The 18125-nt window shown below is 37.9% G+C and carries 17 protein-coding genes and 1 riboswitch; of the genes, 8 read left to right on the forward strand and 9 right to left on the reverse strand.

The window, feature by feature from the left end:
* Positions 1-32 precede the first annotated feature (32 nt).
* Positions 33-151, reverse strand: a riboswitch (SAM riboswitch).
* Positions 152-395: 244 nt separating this feature from the next.
* Positions 396-1649: a methionine adenosyltransferase gene (gene metK, locus Q2U82_RS02180; protein WP_410006101.1), complete on the forward strand. Its 1254-nt coding sequence runs from the start codon at positions 396-398 to the stop codon at positions 1647-1649.
* Positions 1650-1771: 122 nt separating this feature from the next.
* On the opposite strand, the gene Q2U82_RS02185 is transcribed toward metK, so the two are convergent.
* The 8 genes from Q2U82_RS02185 to alaS form a co-directional block, all read right to left on the reverse strand.
* Entirely contained in the window at positions 1772-3322 is a 1551-nt protein-coding gene (locus Q2U82_RS02185) for a M20/M25/M40 family metallo-hydrolase (protein WP_410006102.1), read from the reverse strand.
* A gap of 78 nt (positions 3323-3400) precedes the next feature.
* Positions 3401-4048: a response regulator gene (locus tag Q2U82_RS02190; protein ID WP_068762328.1), complete on the reverse strand. Its 648-nt coding sequence runs from the start codon at positions 4046-4048 to the stop codon at positions 3401-3403.
* Positions 4049-4152: 104 nt separating this feature from the next.
* On the reverse strand, positions 4153-5928 hold the full coding sequence (locus tag Q2U82_RS02195) for an ATP-binding protein (protein WP_410006103.1): 1776 nt from the start codon (positions 5926-5928) through the stop codon (positions 4153-4155).
* Positions 5929-6382: 454 nt separating this feature from the next.
* Positions 6383-6577, reverse strand: coding sequence for a hypothetical protein (locus tag Q2U82_RS02200; RefSeq protein ID WP_410006104.1), 195 nt, complete (start codon positions 6575-6577; stop codon positions 6383-6385).
* Positions 6578-6598: 21 nt separating this feature from the next.
* Entirely contained in the window at positions 6599-7324 is a 726-nt protein-coding gene (locus tag Q2U82_RS02205; protein ID WP_410006105.1) for a DUF6498-containing protein, read from the reverse strand.
* Positions 7325-7685: 361 nt separating this feature from the next.
* Positions 7686-8210 (reverse strand): DUF6252 family protein, encoded by a 525-nt coding sequence (locus Q2U82_RS02210; RefSeq protein ID WP_410006106.1) that lies wholly within the window; start codon positions 8208-8210, stop codon positions 7686-7688.
* A 221-nt stretch (positions 8211-8431) separates the two neighbouring features.
* Positions 8432-9391 (reverse strand): GSCFA domain-containing protein, encoded by a 960-nt coding sequence (locus tag Q2U82_RS02215; RefSeq protein ID WP_410006107.1) that lies wholly within the window; start codon positions 9389-9391, stop codon positions 8432-8434.
* Between the two features lie 59 nt (positions 9392-9450).
* Complete coding sequence (alaS, locus tag Q2U82_RS02220; protein ID WP_410006108.1) at positions 9451-12063, reverse strand: alanine--tRNA ligase; 2613 nt, start codon at positions 12061-12063, stop codon at positions 9451-9453.
* A gap of 123 nt (positions 12064-12186) precedes the next feature.
* Here alaS and Q2U82_RS02225 point away from each other — a divergent pair, with 123 nt between their 5' ends.
* The 7 genes from Q2U82_RS02225 to Q2U82_RS02255 are packed head-to-tail and all read left to right on the forward strand — an operon-like array spanning position 12187 to position 16768.
* Positions 12187-13164 carry a M23 family metallopeptidase gene (locus tag Q2U82_RS02225; RefSeq protein WP_410006109.1) on the forward strand — a complete coding sequence of 326 codons (978 nt, stop codon included), beginning with the start codon at positions 12187-12189 and terminating at the stop codon, positions 13162-13164.
* Between the two features lie 42 nt (positions 13165-13206).
* Positions 13207-13536, forward strand: coding sequence for a MerR family transcriptional regulator (locus Q2U82_RS02230; protein WP_068762318.1), 330 nt, complete (start codon positions 13207-13209; stop codon positions 13534-13536).
* A gap of 13 nt (positions 13537-13549) precedes the next feature.
* On the forward strand, positions 13550-14158 hold the full coding sequence (locus tag Q2U82_RS02235) for a LemA family protein (RefSeq protein ID WP_410006110.1): 609 nt from the start codon (positions 13550-13552) through the stop codon (positions 14156-14158).
* 1 nt (position 14159) lies between these two features.
* Positions 14160-14621, forward strand: coding sequence for a TPM domain-containing protein (locus tag Q2U82_RS02240; protein ID WP_410006111.1), 462 nt, complete (start codon positions 14160-14162; stop codon positions 14619-14621).
* A gap of 46 nt (positions 14622-14667) precedes the next feature.
* A complete protein-coding gene (locus Q2U82_RS02245; protein ID WP_410006112.1) occupies positions 14668-15465 on the forward strand; it encodes a TPM domain-containing protein in 798 nt (265 codons plus the stop codon).
* An 18-nt stretch (positions 15466-15483) separates the two neighbouring features.
* Positions 15484-15993, forward strand: a complete 510-nt coding sequence (locus Q2U82_RS02250; protein ID WP_410006113.1) for a TPM domain-containing protein — start codon at positions 15484-15486, stop codon at positions 15991-15993.
* A 34-nt stretch (positions 15994-16027) separates the two neighbouring features.
* Positions 16028-16768 (forward strand): class I SAM-dependent methyltransferase, encoded by a 741-nt coding sequence (locus Q2U82_RS02255; protein ID WP_410006114.1) that lies wholly within the window; start codon positions 16028-16030, stop codon positions 16766-16768.
* A 25-nt stretch (positions 16769-16793) separates the two neighbouring features.
* Here the strand turns inward: Q2U82_RS02255 and der are convergent, their stop codons facing one another.
* Positions 16794-18101 carry a ribosome biogenesis GTPase Der gene (gene der, locus Q2U82_RS02260; RefSeq protein ID WP_410007114.1) on the reverse strand — a complete coding sequence of 436 codons (1308 nt, stop codon included), beginning with the start codon at positions 18099-18101 and terminating at the stop codon, positions 16794-16796.
* Positions 18102-18125: the final 24 nt, after the last annotated feature.

Consider the following 18125-nt stretch of genomic DNA (forward strand, 5'->3'; position numbering starts at 1 on the left):
GCAAATTTTTCAGAATCGAAAAAATTGTCTTGTCGTTATCTATCGTCAATTCTTAAAATTCAGAATCGTTGTAGAATGTAGCACCTTCTTTCCGGAGAAAGGGTTGCTAAGGCGTCATAGGGTCTATTCCCTCGGCCTTTCTTGATAACATTTCAATAAAGTTTTGAACTTTGTGAGGGCAAATATAGCGTCAGAAAAATTTAATAACCAAATTTTTCGCCAAAAAACTTTAAATAAAATTGCGGTTCATTTAATTTTTTTACTTTTGCGCAAGACAAATTAAGAGGAAAGATTTGACTGATTGCAACCTCAATAAAAAATGCTAAAGGCAGTGAAAACTTCCCTTCGGCGCTCTCGTCAAATCTTCGGAAAAATATAATTTTTAAAACCATTTTATGGCCTATTTATTTACTTCGGAAAGTGTTTCCGAAGGACACCCAGACAAAGTTGCGGATCAAATCAGCGATGCGCTTTTAGATAATTTTTTAGCTTTTGACCCAGAGTCAAAAGTAGCGTGTGAAACGCTGGTAACCACTGGTCAAGTAGTTTTGGCCGGCGAAGTGAAGAGCAATACTTACCTTGATGTACAAACGATTGCACGTGATGTAATCAACAAAATTGGTTACACAAAAGGAGCTTATAAATTTAGTGGAGATTCTTGCGGGGTTATCTCTTTAATTCACGAACAGTCGCAAGATATCAACCAAGGGGTGGATCGCGAAAACAAAGAAGAACAGGGCGCTGGTGACCAAGGCATGATGTTCGGTTATGCTACCAAGGAAACAGAAAACTATATGCCATTGGCATTGGATATTTCGCATAAAATCTTGATTGAATTGGCTGCGCTTCGCCGTGAAGAAAACGAAATTAAATATTTGCGCCCCGATGCGAAAAGCCAAGTAACTATTGAATATAGCGACGATAATGTTCCACAGAAAATTGTTGCAATTGTTGTATCCACACAGCACGATGACTTTGACGAAGACGAAAAAATGCTCTCGAAAATCAAAAAGGATATTACGGAAATTTTGATTCCGAGAGTGAAGAAATTACTTCCGGAATATGTTCAGAAATTGTTTAATGATGATATTGTTTACCACATAAATCCAACAGGAAAATTTGTAATCGGTGGTCCACACGGCGATACAGGTTTAACAGGAAGAAAAATTATCGTTGATACCTACGGCGGAAAAGGTGCCCACGGTGGCGGTGCTTTTAGCGGAAAAGATCCGAGTAAAGTGGACAGAAGTGCGGCTTATGCTTCACGACATATTGCAAAAAACCTTGTTGCAGCCGGTGTGGCTGATGAAGTTTTGGTACAGGTTTCTTACGCAATTGGCGTTGTGGAACCGACTTCCATTTTGGTGAACACTTACAACTCATCAAACGTAAAAATTTCCGATGGCGACATCGCAAAAAAGGTTTCAGAAATATTCAATATGCGCCCTGCTGCTATTGAAAAAAGGTTGAAATTGAGAAACCCAATTTATTCCGAAACCGCTTCTTACGGGCATATGGGAAGAGAGCCAAAAACTATTACCAAAACTTTTGAAAGTCCTTATAATGGGCAAATAACAAAAGAAGTTGAGCTTTTCACTTGGGAAAAATTGGACTATGTTGATAAGGTGAAGGAAGCATTCAACTTGTAAAACACAAATTACATGCACCAAATTCCAAATAAATTCCAAAATACAAATCCCAAATTCCAAGTGTACTTTTTGGAATTTGGGATTTGTTATTTGGTGTTTTTAAGGTTCGGTACTTTTAACGTTTACATTCCTCCCTTTCTTTCGGGAACTCTTGGCGTTGGCCAGGTTTGACGATCTCCTGTTTTATCATCAATTGGCAAAATAACTTGTTCGCGAGAAGTTTTTGAATCATCTTCAGAAGCCATATAGGCTAAAATTGCTGTTAGAATTACATTGCTCCGCACATCATCAAAAACAATTTTATCGTAGGTATCTCGGTTTGTGTGCCAAGTGTAATTCCAGTAATTCCAGCTAAGCGAACTTAAACTGAAAGCCGGAGCTCCTGCCGCAACAAAGCTTGCATTGTCCGAACCGCCCCGTGCTGGCCAGCCCGGGAAAGTGGTTTCAATATTTTTTCGAATAGTGTCGGGAACTGCACGTAACCAGCGCGACATATAATCATACGATTGTAAAAAACCTGCACCGTTAATACTTGTGACTCTTCCAGTTCCATTATCTTGGTTGAAAACTGCTTGAATATTACTGACAATTTCGGGATGATCCGCAACGAATGAAGAAGAACCATTTAAACCCTGCTCCTCGCTTCCCCAATGGCCTACCAAAATGGTTCGTTTTGGATTGGGATATACTTTTTTCAGAATTCGCATGGCTTCCATCATAACCAATGTTCCCGTTCCATTATCAGTAGCTCCCGTTCCGCCGTCCCAAGAATCAAAATGTGCTGAAAGTATAACATATTCATCAGGTTTTTCAGTTCCTTTTATTTCTGCGATGGTGTTGAAAGTTGGCACTCTTCCCAAATCTTTCGACTCTGCAACTACGTGGATTTTCGGTTTATCGCCGTGTTCTACCATTCTGTAAAGCATAGTGTAATCTTCCAGTTCAATATCTACGGAAGGGATTTTTTTAGTACGGGCTCCAAAAATTTTATTCACTCCAAAACCTTTGGACCAATAGGAATCGACAATTCCAATTGCGCCAGCTTTTTCCAACGCAGGTATAATGCTTCGTCTATCATAACCGCTTCGCTTTATGTTTTCGTCCCACGCTTTCGTCTGTTCTTCTCTTTCAGTTTTCATCTTTTCGAAAGATTCGGGTGTTGCAAATTCTTTCCAGTTTTCGTCGGGACGGCCCGTGGGTTGCTTCATTGCTACCATTACAAATTTCCCCTTCACATTCGGCAACCATTTTTTGAATGAAATTGAATCTTTTATTTCAGGAAGTACAATCAATTCAGCAGTTACACCTTTTGAAGAAGTTCCGGGATTCCAAGCCAGTTGTGTTCCATCCAAAGTCTGAATTCTTGGATAAACCATATCAATGTGAGTTACACCGCGCTCCCAGCCTTTCCATTCGCCCCATTGCTGGTTTTCTGCGGAAATCCCCCAACTTTTATATTTTGCTACAGCCCAATCGTGGGCTTGTTGCATTTGTGGTGTACCAACTAATCGCGGGCCAATATCGTCAAGCAATTCGTGACCGAGAATTTCGAGTTGTGAATTTTCATAAGCCTCTTTTTGAATGTTTTCAATAACAGGGTTTTTTTCCTGCGAAAACACTGAAAAGGTTGAAAATAAAAAAAGGGATAGTGTAAAGAAGAATAGTTTTTTCATAGTAATAGGTTAATTTTCTGAAGTATTTTTCAGAAATAAAAAACATAAAACTACAACTATTTTCAGAAAGGAAAAATCTTAAATAATATTGTGATTTCGCGCCTTTTGAACGGCTTCAATCTTGCTGTGTACCTGCAATTTTTTGTAGATATTTTCAATGTGTTTTCTAACAGTGCTGGGCGAAAGGAAAAGATGATCTGCAATTACTGTATAGCTCAATCCTTTACTCAACTGTTCCAAAACCTCAACTTCGCGGGTGGAAAGTGAGATTTCCTCCTGATCGCGGGGATTTTGAATATCTATAGGATTTCTGAGCAATTTCAACGTTTTCATCGCAATGGAAGGATTCATCGCCGCACCGCCATTCAAGGTTTCCAAAATCCCTTCGTATAAATCTTTTGGATTGATTTCTTTCAGCAAATAACCGTCAGCACCAGCTTTTATCGCATTGAAAATATGCTCGTCATTGTCAAAAGCGGTGAGCATAATTATTTTGATGTGCGGATATTTCTGCTTAACTATCTGGGTTGTTTCAATACCGTTTAAAACTGGCATTTCAATATCCATCAAAATTAAATCGAGGTTGTGATTTTCTTGCAGTTTTGTGAGAAGTTCGCTCCCGTTCAAGGAAGTATGCTTTACGGAAACATCTTCAAAAAAGGAAAGTTTTTCCTTTATGGCGTTTATAAGAAAAGTGTTGTCGTCAACAATTGCAATTTTAAGCATCTTTGGTACGGTTAGTTGTTTTAAAGATACTAAAAATACCTTTTATGAATTATTGAAAAAATAGGGCAATTGCCGTATTAATAAAAATGTAAAGATGAAAGTCACTATTTCGGAAAATTCAGGATCACTTTTGTGCCCTTGTTTATTTTGGAAACAAATTTAATATTTCCTCCAATCTCTCTGGCACGCTTTTTCATATTGTTCAATCCATTTCCAAGCTCGGTGGTATCTGGATTGAACCCGATTCCGGTATCTGTGATTTCAACAGTGTATTTATTTTCTTTTTCGGAAATGTTCACTTCAATTTCATCTGCCGAAGCATATTTCAATGCGTTGTTTACCGCTTCCTGAATAATTCTGTAAATATTCATTCCTTCCACCGAAGAAAAAATATGTGTTTCATCAACATTTTCATCAATGTTAAACGAAAAATCAGTTCTCCCCGAAGCATTTTTTGCGTGTTCAATAAAGTTTGCGATGCGCGTTTGAAGATCTTCAAAGGTTATATTTTCCTTGTTCATTGCCCAAATGGTATCGCGCAGTTCATAAATGGTCTGTTGCGTAAAACTGCTGATACTGTTAAGTTTATTGCCCAATTTCTCGCCAATGTCTGAAAATCCAAATTTTAAATTATCGATGCTTGAGATAATGAAAGTAAGCTGTGCGCCAATGTTGTCGTGCAGATCCCGCGAAATTCTTAAACGTTGTTCCTGTAATTTATTTTGGGTTTCAATTTTTGCCAAAGCAGAGGTCAATTCGGCTTCTTTTTGAAGTTGTCGATTCTTCATTTTTTGCTGATTGTAAAGCAAGTAACCCAATAATCCTAAAATTAAAGCTAGCCCTAAACTGCCAAAAATAAGGGTGTTTTTGCGGCGGACTTCCAAATCCTTTTCCGCAAGTTGGGCGCGTTGTTCCAGAATTTCGTTTTGCTTCTTTTCGGTTTCAAACTCAATATTGAGCGCAGCAATACTTTCCTGCACTTTTATACTGTGAACACTGTCTTTAATTGCTGAATACTGCTCAAAATAATACAAAGCTGAATCTGTATTGTTCAGTTTTTTGAATATATCTGAAAGCATTTTATAGTTGTACTGCGTAAGATTTCGGTATTGCTTTTTAAGCGAAATGGGCAATGATTTATGCATAAACGGAATTGCATCACTCCATTTTTTTTCGGCCATAAAAACCTCGCCTAATTGCGTGTAATTTTCAGCAATCCCCAAAGAATCTGCCCAAACTAATCGTTGCTGAAGTGATTTATTGAAATATTCCCTCGATTTTGAAAAATTTTCCTGCAAGCCATAAACTCCTGCCATATTACTCCAACTGTAGGGAATGCCTATAGTGTCGTTAATTTTTATTTTAATTTCCAACCCTCTATTAAAATAATATAGCGCACTGTCCAACTCATTGTTTATTTCTTTTAAAACCCCGTAATTGTTGTAAATGTCTTTAAGCAGCACTTCCAAATTATTGGCCTCAGCTACAGCTTTTCCTTTTTGCATATAATAAAACGCGTTTTTCAAGTCGCGATATTTCATACTGTAGCCCAATCCAGCATAATAGCCCGCTATTTTGTCCGTCTGGTTTAGTTTTTCATAAATGGTAATAGCTTGAATGGTGCTTTTGGTGCTTTCTTCATATTTACCCTGATAACTATAAACCAATCCCAATTGCGAATACCCATCCGCAACTCCCAGTTCATAAGAAATCTTTTCGGCTGCTTTTATATTTTTCTGAAAAAGGGCAACAATGGAGTCTTGGGGAATATTGAGCCCCTGCACGTAAAGTTTGTTTATGGAATCTATTTGTTGCTTATTCTGCGAATAAATAGTGGCCGAGCCCAGCAAAACACAAAAAAGAAGTAAAAATCTCACCATATTTTACAGAATAATTTCTGGTTGCGCTACAAGCACTTCTGTTAAATTGTGCTTTAAAAAACTATAGTCCTGCAATCCAGAATTTCTAAATGTTATTTGATTGCCATTTAAGAAAATAGCCTGTTCCAAGCTATTGATTTTTGACGAATGTACATTCTTAATGGCTCTATTTTTAGTATAAAAATAAAATATTAGCACAAAAATAATGGCAAGTACTATTAAAAGTATGATTAATGGCAAATACATAAAGGTATGCTAGATTTAAACTTTAAAGATAGGTTTCTTTCTAAATTTTTAATATAGGGCAATTGCCTTATTTATTTTGTAATAAATAAACTTCTGAGACAAATAAATAATTAAACAGTTTTAGCATCATTCCCAGAAAGGATTAATTGTTCAACAGAAGTATAATCAACATCACAAATGCCACTGCTATTGCCGAGGCTATCAAAACTTAATTTACTTTTGAAAACAAGTTGCCCGGCATAGCTTTATTGGCAGACTTAAAAAGAAAAAAAGCTGCGACAAGGCTTGGGAAAGCAATAAAAAGGTTCACATAATACGCCCAGAGCCAAGATGTTAAAAGTGCAATTATTCCAAAAAACAATGCTAAGGAATTATACAAAAGTGCTTTTGTTTGATTTTTCATAGAGATTTATTTTTCATAAAATCACTCACTATATTCCTGTAGTTGCTTTTTAATTTCTGGATATTGTTCGGGAGTCTTTGCAAGTTTTTTCGAAAGAATTTCCAAGGTTGCACTGTCCTTTTTTATAGAGAACATTATTAAATCCACAAAAAGCCTAAAGAGTATCAAAAGCACCGCTGCTATCATACCGCTATTAAAAAGCATGTAAAAGAAAAAAGCCAGAATAACCACAAACTGCTGGATGAAAATACGCACATAGGGTTTCATTAAAATACCGTCCGGCGTATATTCCCTATATTTTTCGTTTCGCCAAAAATTGGTGTAGAAATAAGTCAGATTATTTACAATTATAGAAGCCAAAATAATCGGCATCCCTGCACTACCAAGAATAAATGTGTAATTATGAATTAAGTGGAACCCATCTTCTAAACCGGGAATACTGCTTTCAAAAAGCGAAAAAGCAAAAACAGATTGAATAGCCACAAACATTCCATAATGGAAGCAAAAGAAAATCATCAACGGAATGCCCGTAAGCTGTTTCTTGGGATCTGTGGATTTCTTTCCATATTTACCAACCAACCATAACTTAAATAAATGAATTACACCAATAATGATAGTTTCCAAAAAGTAGGCAAACACAACGGTGAGCGGGTCTGCTAAATTAAATGCCAAAAACACAAACAGAAAAAGTGCATTAGCCCATAAAATAGCATTGCTTTTGGTTGGCATCAGGATTGCATTCCACATAGTCTATATTTTATTTCAGTAGTTGAAGGCTTAAAAATAAAAACCCCATAGTTGAACATGGGGTTTCAGAACTGCAAACGCCCCTCAACTCGTTTGCATTTGAAAAATAATCTGGTTAGTAGATCACTTTAAATTTCCTATACAAAGATGCTTTTTAACAAAGGTGCAAACAATACGGCAATTGCCGTATTGTTGAAATTTCAGGTTTCAAATTCTAAAACTTAAGTGATGCCAAAACCTCTCAACCCATCGACTTCTCAACTCATCGACTTCATAAAAAAAACCGGAAGAAAAACTTGCGTTTTGCCCCCGGCCCACGTAAAAACCTCAACATAGAGATTTTCTTAAGTGCTTTTGGCTATTAAAAATTTAAATCGAAAGAACCGTCTGTAATATTTTTTATAGACTGATCTCCATTTACGTTTTTAGCCATAAAGTTGAATGTACCTTTGATTTTAGTATCTGTTTTTTCAGAAATTTTTACTTCCCCAACAACCCCACTACCTTGATAAGGAGCAGACCAAGTTTGTGAATTTTGTGGATTGCTCACATTTGCCTCTACATATGTTGCGGTTACAAATACATTTGAATCACTGAACTCATAAGTACCTGTACCATCAAAATTATTAATGATAATAAAGATTCCTTTTCCAGAAGCGTCAGACCCTTGAAGAGTTACGGTAGTACTGCCGCCCCCTGAAGACTGACTAGCGGTTGAAGCTATCTCAAGTGAGGTAAAATTATTACCGTTCACTTTGGCAACAACAGTTCCAGAACCAGCGCCACCTCCGCCGCCATCGCCGCCATCATCATCTTTTTTACAAGAAGTTAAACTTACGGCAACAACTGCCATTAATACTAAAATTGATTTTTTAAAAGTTTTCATATTGTTTTGGTTTTAGTGTTTCGCTCTTGGCGAATACGTGATTAATTGTTGAAGCAAAATTGCCCCAAATACCAAGTGTACACAATACGGCAATTGACGTATTCTTTTCTGAAAATTTATTTTGGTGCGCAACAATTAAGGGTTTGATGCGTACCAACTATCAATTTAGTGCGCACCAATCAACAAATTGATGCGCACCAATTTAAGTTTCGGCAACAATCTTAAAATATAATGTGTGGGTAATGTTGTTTAAGCGAAGTTATTTTTTGCTGGAGTTTTTCAGAAAATTGTAGATGTTCCTTGCTTTGCGGGTTGAAAGGTCTGTGAAGCAATCCATTTTGAATGGACACAATTTCTTTCTGTAGCGTTTCCGTTTCCGAAGCAATCCATACTTCGGAAAATTTCTGCCAGATTATTTCTATGGCGGTTTTGTTTGGGTGAAGTAAATCCTCGGCGTAAAAGCGGTAATCACGCAGCTCGTCCATCATAATTTCATAGGAAGGAAAATAATTTAGTTGATGGTTGATGGTTGATGGTTGATGGATTATTTCGTGTATTGCTGAAATAAGATGTGCTTTACTCAATGAGTTTTCAGCAAAACCATCTTTAATATGCCGCACAGGCGAAACAGTATTTATCAGTGTTACATTAGGATTTACTTCTAATATTCGACTAAAAATATTTTGAAGGCTTTGTGAAATTACTTCGATGGAAAGCAATTCCTTTTGAAAATTTTGCTGCGGAAGTTTATGGCAATTGGCTACAATTTCATTGGTTTCAGTTTTTCTATAAACCCACGAAGTGCCAAAAGTGAAAATGATATGGGTTGAAGAAAATAAAGCTTCGCGTAAATTGTGAAGTGCTGAATTTAGATTTCTTAAAATTTCACTTTTATCTAATGAAGAAAGCTCGGAATGTACTTCAAAACATTTCCAAATTCCGTTATGCTCAAATATGTCTTCTTTTGTAAAAGAGTTATTTTCAATTGCCCGAACAACTAATTTTTCAATTGAAACCGGATTAAAAATTACCCCAAACGGATTCTGCAGATTCTGAAATTTAAAATAATCAAATTTCCCTCCAATGTTTTCCGAAAAACAGCTTCCTATCAAAAGTATTTTCGAAGAATAATCTATTTGATTTTCTTCGGGTTTTAGCGGTATTTCGGTTTGGAGTTTCATTTTTTAGTATTCAGTTTGCAGTGGCAGTTTGCAGCACTGAATACTGCAACTGCAACCTGCTACTTTAAAAATTCCTGTGCTTTTTCCAAAGCCTCATCAATTCCACCTGGGTTTTTTCCTCCCGCAGTTGCAAAGAAAGGCTGTCCACCGCCGCCACCTTGAATGTATTTTCCAAGTTCACGAATAATCTTTCCAGCATCAAGGTTTTTTTCACTGGCCAATTCTTTTGAAATATAGCAAGCAAGCAACGCTTTTCCGTCTTGTTCGGCACCAAAAACCACAAAGAGATTTTCAGTTTCGCCGCCCATTTCAAAAGCCAAATCCTTCATTCCGCCAGCGTCCAAATCAATTTTTTTCGCAAGGAAATTCACCCCGTTTATTTGCTCAATTTCAGCTTTTAATTCGCCTTTTAAATTCTTCGCTTTATCCTTTAACAATTGCTGAATTTGTTTTTGCAAGGCACTGTTTTCTTCCTGCAAACTTTCCACAGCTTTAACCGGATCCTGTGCATTGTTCAATGCTTTTTGAAGCGATGCGAACGATTCACTTCTATCAATAAAATATTGTTTTGCAGCATCGCCAGTAATTGCTTCAATCCTTCTAATTCCAGATGCAACCGCCCCTTCGGAAGTGATTATAAAATGCCAAATATCATTCGTATTCGGAACGTGCGTTCCGCCGCAAAGCTCCATCGATTTTCCAAATTTAATCGCACGAACGGCATCGCCATATTTTTCGCCAAAAAGTGCAATGGCGCCCTCGTCTATGGCTTGTTGGTAGGGAATATTTCTTCGTTCTTCCAAAGCGATTCCTTCGCGGATTCTTGCATTCACAAAATCTTCAACTTGTTTCAACTCCTCATCACTCACTTTTGCGAAATGTGAAAAGTCAAAACGCAAATTTCTGCTGTGGACCATACTTCCTTTTTGCGCCACGTGTTCGCCCAAAATATTGCGCAAACCTTGGTGGAGCAAATGCGTTGCTGTGTGGTTTGAAGCAGTTCGGCTTCGTTGCTTTTCGTCAACCACCGCTTTAAAAGTAGTTTCAGGATTTCGCGGAAGTGTCTTTGTGAAATGGATTATTAAATTGTTCTCCTTTTTGGTGTCAACAATATAAGTAACGCCGCCATCCGCAGCTTCCAAATAACCTTTATCGCCCACTTGGCCTCCGCCTTCGGGATAAAAAGGGGTTAGGTTGAAAACGAGTTGGTACATTTCGCCTTCCTTTTTGCTGTCCACTTTTCGATAACGTGTAATTTTTACTTGGGTTTCCAAGGTATCATAACCTACAAATTCCTCTACATCATCTTTTTCCAAAACAACCCAATCGCCCGTTTCCACTTTTGTTGCGGCGCGGGAACGATCTTTTTGCTGCTGAAGTTCTGCATCAAATTCCTTTTCATTTAAGGAATAACCGCGTTCGCGAAGAATCAATGCCGTTAAATCTATCGGGAAACCGAATGTGTCGTACAATTCAAATGCTTTTTTACCAGAAATTTCTTTGGAATCAGCCGTTTCAATAACATTTTCAAGCAAAACCAAACCTTGATCCAGCGTTCGTAAAAAAGAATTTTCCTCTTCGCGAATAACGTTCGTAATTAAATTCTTTTCAGTAATTAATTCCGGAAAAGCGTCGCCCATTTGAGCACTTAGCGTTTCAATCAATTTATAAATGAAGGGTTCTTTTTTGTCCAAAAACGTAAATCCGTAACGGATTGCCCTTCTCAATATTCTTCGGATCACGTAACCAGCTCCCGTATTGCTCGGTAGTTGGCCATCTGCAATTGAAAATGCAACCGCGCGAACGTGATCGGCAATCACTCGGATTGCAATATCTTTTTTCTCGTCTTTTCCGTAAGTTGTATTAGTAATCGCACCGATTTCACGAATCAGTGGCGTAAAAACATCTGTATCATAATTACTTTGTTTGTTCTGCAAAACCATACACAAACGCTCGAATCCCATTCCAGTATCAACGTGTTGTGCAGGTAATTTTTCCAGACTGCCGTTGGCTTTTCGGTTGAATTGCATAAAAACCAAGTTCCAGATTTCCACTACTTGCGGATGGTCATTATTCACTAAATCCTTTCCGGGAATTTTTGCTTTTTCTTCCGCAGAACGGATATCCACGTGTATTTCGCTACACGGACCGCAAGGACCTTGGTCGCCCATTTCCCAGAAATTGTCTTTTTTGTTTCCGTTTAAAATTCGGTCTTCGGGTACAAATTGTTTCCAAAGATTGTAGGCTTCGGTATCGCGCTCCAAACCTTCACTTTCATCGCCTTCAAAAATGGTTACGTAGAGAATATCTTTATCAATTTTTAAAACTTCGGTCAAAAGTTCCCACGCCCATTCGATTGCTTCTTTTTTAAAATAATCGCCAAAACTCCAGTTCCCCAACATTTCAAACATAGTGTGGTGATAGGTATCCATTCCCACTTCCTCCAAATCATTGTGTTTTCCGCTAACCCGCAGACATTTCTGTGTATCGGCAATTCGGTTGCTTTTTGGCTTCCCATTTCCTAGGAAATATTCCTTAAACGGAGCCATCCCGCTATTGGTAAACATCAGCGTTGGATCGTTTTTTACAACCATTGGCGCAGATGGAACAATGAGGTGCTGTTTGGACTTGAAAAATTCTAAAAATTTGGAACGGGTTTCCTTCGAGTTCATTTCTTATAAAATTATGCTAAAATTAAGGGTTGGGCGCAGTGATAAACAATTTCTATATTTGTAAAAACGTTACCTTTACTTCGCGCGAACAAGCAACGCGCAAAAATAGCAATTTTTTAACGCATGTCTAAGGTTAAATATTACTACGATAGCGAAACGCTTTCGTACCGAAAAATAGAAAAGAAAAAAGGCCGAAAACTGAAGATTTTCGCTTTAAGTCTTTTAGGTATGTTTCTTAGTGGTTTTCTGTTGCTTTTGGTCTATATAAACCTACCATCAGTTCAAACCCCTAAGGAATTGTCATTACAGCGTGAATTGAACAATATGCAGCTTCAGTTTGAGCTTCTGAACAAAAAAATAGAGCAAGCACAGGCAGTACTTGCTGAAGTTGAGGATAGGGACAACAACCTGTACCGTGTATATTTTGAAAGCAACCCAATTCCAGACGAACAGCGAAAAGCAGGTTTTGGAGGTATAAACCGCTACAAGGATTTGGAAGGTTTTGACAATTCAAAATTAATTATAAACACAACCCGCAATTTGGATATTTTGACGAAACAGATTGTTGTACAGTCAAAATCTCTGGACGAAATAGCGAAACTAGCAGAGGAAAAAGAGAAACTTTTGGAAGCCATTCCTGCAATCCAGCCAGTAAAAAACGAAGATTTAACGCGAATGGCATCGGGTTATGGTTACCGCACAGATCCATTTACAAAAGCTCGGAAATTTCACTACGGAATGGATTTTACCGCACCACGCGGAACGCCAGTTTATGCAACAGGAGACGGCAAAGTTACTCGTGCCGATAATACCGCAACAGGCTACGGAAACCACGTTGTAATTGATCACGGTTATGGCTATGAAAGTCTTTACGGGCATTTGTATAAATACAATGTGCGGGCTGGACAAAAAGTAAAACGTGGTGATATTATAGGTTTTGTTGGAAGCACAGGAAGAAGTGAAGCTCCGCATTGCCACTACGAAGTTTTTAAGGATGGCGAACGCATAAACCCGATAAATTTCTATTACGGAAGTTTAACGGCTGAAGAATTTGCTGATATTTTGAGAAAAGCACAGGAAGAAAACCAATCTTTAGACTAAAATTCCAAATTCCAAAGAAAAGAAAACTCATAACTAAAATTAATGCACATAGACCTACCTGAAAGATTATATTACAACATTGGCGAAGTTGCCGAGGCTTTCGGCGTAAACACTTCACTTATACGTTTTTGGGAAAAGGAATTTGATGCATTAAAACCGAAAAAAAACGCAAAAGGCAACAGAAAATTCACGCCGCAGGATATAAAAAATCTTGAACTCATCTATCATTTGGTGAAAGAACGCGGATTTACATTGGAAGGCGCTAAAATCCATTTAAAGGAAAACAAACAAAAAACACTTGACCAATTTGAGATTATCCGCAAATTGGAATCAGTAAAAGCAGAACTTATAAAAATTAAAGAACAACTCTAAAAACAACCTCATCATGAAAAAATGGTTACCCATTATTATTATTCTTGGTATTATTCTCCTTATTGGCGCCTATATGGCAAGTTTAAACAATAAACTTGTTGTACTGGACCAAAATGCAACGGCACAGTGGGCAAATGTTGAAAGCTCCTACCAACGTCGGGCAGATCTTATTCCTAATATCGTCAGCACCGCAAAAGGATATGCTGAATTTGAACAATCAACTTTAATTGCCGTTACCGAGGCCAGAAGTAAAGCAACATCTGTAACTATTGACCCTTCAAACATTACTCCGGAGCAACTTGCACAATATCAAGAAGCGCAAGCAGGCGTCACCTCTGCCCTTTCACGTTTGTTGGCCGTTTTTGAAAGATACCCAGATTTAAAGGCGAATGAAAATTTCAAGGAATTGATAAACGAACTGGAACGTACCGAAAACCGCATCAACGTGGAGCGCAATAGATTTAATGACACTGCTCGTGAGTTCAATACTAAAGTAAATCAATTCCCAACAAAACTTTTTGCTGGCATATTGGGCTTCCATGAAAAAGCTTATTTCAAAGCAGATGCAGGAACTGAAAAAGCGCCACAAGTGAATTTTGATGACTTAGGAAAAGATAAATAGAATGTCTAAAGTTGAAGATTTTCTTACTTCGGAAGAAGAAGCCGCTATTGTTGAAGCCATTCGCATTGCTGAAAAAAACACCTCGGGAGAGATCCGGGTTCATTTGGAACCCAGTTCAATTTCTGCGGAAGAACCCAACGAACACATTGACGCCTTTGACCGTGCCGCGGAAGTATTTGACATGCTGAATATGGACAACACGGCAGAGCGTAACGGCGTTCTTATCTATGTTGCTGTTAACGATCGCACCCTTGTAATTATGGGTGACAAAGGTATCAACGATATTGTAGGGCAGAATTTTTGGGAAAGCACCAAAGACATCATCATAAACCATTTTAAAAATGGGGATATGAAACAAGGTTTGGTGGAAGGAATCTTAAAGGCAGGCGAACAGTTGAAAAAACATTTTCCTCATCAAAAAGATGACAAAAATGAATTGCCGGATGATATTTCGGTGGGATAATTTTTAATATTTCAGTCGGCAAATCAGTTGGCAGTAAACACCTTCAATGAAACATTTTCTTCAGAAATATAAAATTCTATTTGTTTTAATTGCCATTGCATTTTTATCTGAAAATGTTTCGGCTCAATATGAAATTCCGCCTAAACCTTCCGTTCAGACTTCACTTTACGATTATATAAATCTGCTTACACCGTCACAAAAAACTGCATTAGAAAATAAGCTGATTCGCTATGCAGATTCTACTAGCACGCAGATTGTTTGCATCATTATTGGTTCTACAAACGGCGAAGATATTTCCATGCTCGGTGCCGAATGGGGCCAAAAATGGGGAATCGGGCAAAAAGGGGAAGACAACGGAATTGTAATCACGCTTGCAAAAGACGACCGCAAAGTTGATATAAATACAGGTTACGGCATTGAATACCGAATCACCGATTTAATGTCTGAACGCATCATAAACCGGATAATGATTCCTGAATTTAAAGCAGAAAATTATTACGAAGGTCTTGATAAAGGTAGCGACGCCATTTTTGCAGCGCTGAAAGGGGAATTCAAAGAAGAGCGCGATTTCGGAAAAAAAGACGGTACGCCCATCCCTTTTTTCATCATATTCATCTTTATCATTATCATCATTGCGCTTATGCGTAAAGGCGGCCGCGGAGGTAAAGGAGGTGGTGGAGGAAGTTTACTGGATATTATTGTTCTCAGCAGTTTGGGCCGTGGCGGTTTCGGCGGCGGCGGCGGTAGCTTTGGCGGCGGTGGAAGTTTAGGCGGTGGCGGCGGCTTTGGCGGCGGTTTCGGCGGCGGCGGTTTCGGTGGTGGCGGCGCTAGCGGTGGTTGGTAAATTTTATACAGATATTCTATGAAACTGTCATTTTTGTCAATTTTACTTTTCATTATCGTTCTTTCTTGTAAAAGCCAAGACAAAAAATATTCAACAGTTTTTCAAGACAACCCCAATTTTTTGGCGGTAGTGGATTCTTCGAATATATTTTCAATTTCTGAAAATGACTCTCTTGCATTAAAACTAGTCCGATACGGCGATAGGACTACCCGACAAATTGCCGTAGTTACCGTAGACTCTATTTCTCCTTATAATGATATTCATAAATACGCCAGTGATTTAGGAAATTATTGGAGCGTTGGGCAAAAAGATATTGATAACGGTCTTTTAATTGTTCTTTCAAAACCACTTAGAAAAGTTGCAATTAGCACAGGATATGGAACAGAAAAGGTTTTAACCGATTCCATCTGTAAACACATAATTGATAGTGTTATGATTCCAAAATTTAAAGATGGTAATTATTATGAAGGAATTAATAAGGGCGTAGATACTATAATTAAAATATGGGATAATAAAAAGATGCCTTAACCCCCAAGGGTTTATTACGCAGAAGATTTAAAAAATGGATTTCAAAGATAATTTTTCAAAACAATCTACTGCTTACCAAAAGTACAGGCCCTCCTATCCAAAAGAATTATTTGACTATTTGAGCAGTATAACCAAAAATCACGATTTAGCTTGGGATTGTGGTACTGGCAACGGACAATCGGCTATAGGTTTGGCAAATTATTTTGAAAAAGTTTATGCCACCGACCCCAGCGAGCAACAAATTTCAAATGCGCAATCACATCCAAAAATTACTTATAAAGTTGAAAAAGCTGAAAATTGTAGCTTAGCGAATAATTCTGTCGATTTAATAACAGTGGCCCAAGCACTTCATTGGTTTAATTTCGAAAAATTTTATTCTGAAGTAAAACGTGTTTTGAAACCGGAAGGAATTATTGCTGTTTGGACTTACAGTTTGCCAAGAATATCTTCAGAAATAGATAAATTAATTCTTCATTTTCACGATAACATTGTTGGTGAATTTTGGCAAAAGGAAAATCAACTTGTTGCTGAAGAATACAAAACCATTCCCTTCCCCTTCAACGAAATAGAAACTCCTTCCTTTAAATTTCAAAAAGAAATAACATTGGAAGATTTAAAAGGGTTACTTATTAGCTGGTCTGCTACCCAAAGATACAAAGACAAAAATGGGACTGACCCAATAATACAAATTGAAAAAGAACTAGAAAATCTTTGGAAAAAACTGGACGAAACCCAACTTGCTACTTGGGACATTTTTTTAAAAGTAGGTAAATAGTTGAATAATAAACCGACTATTACATTTACTTCTTTCTGAAATAAACTGTAATAGGAACTCCAGAAAAATCAAAATTCTCGCGTAATTTATTCTCTATGAAACGTTTGTAAGGATCTTTCACATACTGCGGAAGATTACAGAAAAATGCAAAACTTGGATACGGAGTTGGCAACTGCGTACAGAATTTTATTTTTACATATTTCGCCTTGTAAGCCGGAGGAGGATAATTTTGAATTATGGGAAGCATAACCTCGTTCAACTCGCTAGTTTTAACCTTTTTGCTTCGGTTTTGGTAAACTTCAACCGCAGTTTCTATGGCTTTATAAATACGTTGTTTCGTAAGAACAGAAACAAAAACAATCGGCACGTCCACAAAAGGTTCAATTTGCTGACGGATGTATTTTTCGTAATCCTTCACACTGCTGCTTTCTTTGTCCTCTACTAAATCCCACTTATTGGCAAGTATCACGATTCCTTTATTGTTTCGCTGTGCAAGCCAAAAAATATTTTCAACCTGCCCGTCAAAACCACGAGTAGCGTCAAAAACGAGAATAATAACATCGCAGTGCTCTATGGCGCGAACGCTTCGCATTACGGAATAGAATTCCAAGTCTTCCTTTACCTTGCTTTTTTTGCGAATTCCTGCAGTATCAACCAAATTGAATTCAAATCCGAAACGATCGTATTTTGTATCTATACTATCGCGCGTAGTTCCCGCGATGTCGGTAACAATATATCTGTCTTTGCCTATCAACGCATTGATGAACGAAGATTTTCCCGCGTTCGGACGACCAACTACTGCAAAACGTGGAAGCTCACTGTCATCCGGTTCTTCCCTATCTGGCAATGCTTTCACTAAATCGTCCAACAATTCTCCCGTACCACTTCCGTTAATGCTCGATAGGTTGTATTGATTTTCGAAACCTAAAGAATAAAATTCCAAAGCATCATTTACCCGTGAAGCTCCATCAACTTTATTGATTGCCAAAAAGATTGGCTTTTTTGAACGGCGAAGCAGTTTTGCAACCTCTTGGTCCATTCCCGTAACGCCACTTTCCACGTCAACCATAAAGATTATGGCATCTGCTTCATCAATGGCGAGTTCCACTTGCTTGTCAATTTCAGCTTCAAAAATATCGTCGCTTCCCTTTACATAACCTCCAGTGTCAATTAACGAAAATTCCTTTCCATTCCAATCACTTTTTCCGTAGTGGCGGTCGCGCGTAACTCCGCTCACCGCATCAACAATGGCTTCCCTACGCTGAATCAATCTATTGAAAAAAGTGGATTTTCCCACATTTGGTCTTCCTACGACGGCAACAATGCTCATAATCTTAATTTTAGGGTGCAAAAATAG

This window comes from Aequorivita nionensis, from assembly GCF_046352995.1.
In the GTDB taxonomy this organism is placed as follows: Bacteria; Bacteroidota; Bacteroidia; order Flavobacteriales; family Flavobacteriaceae; genus Aequorivita; species Aequorivita nionensis.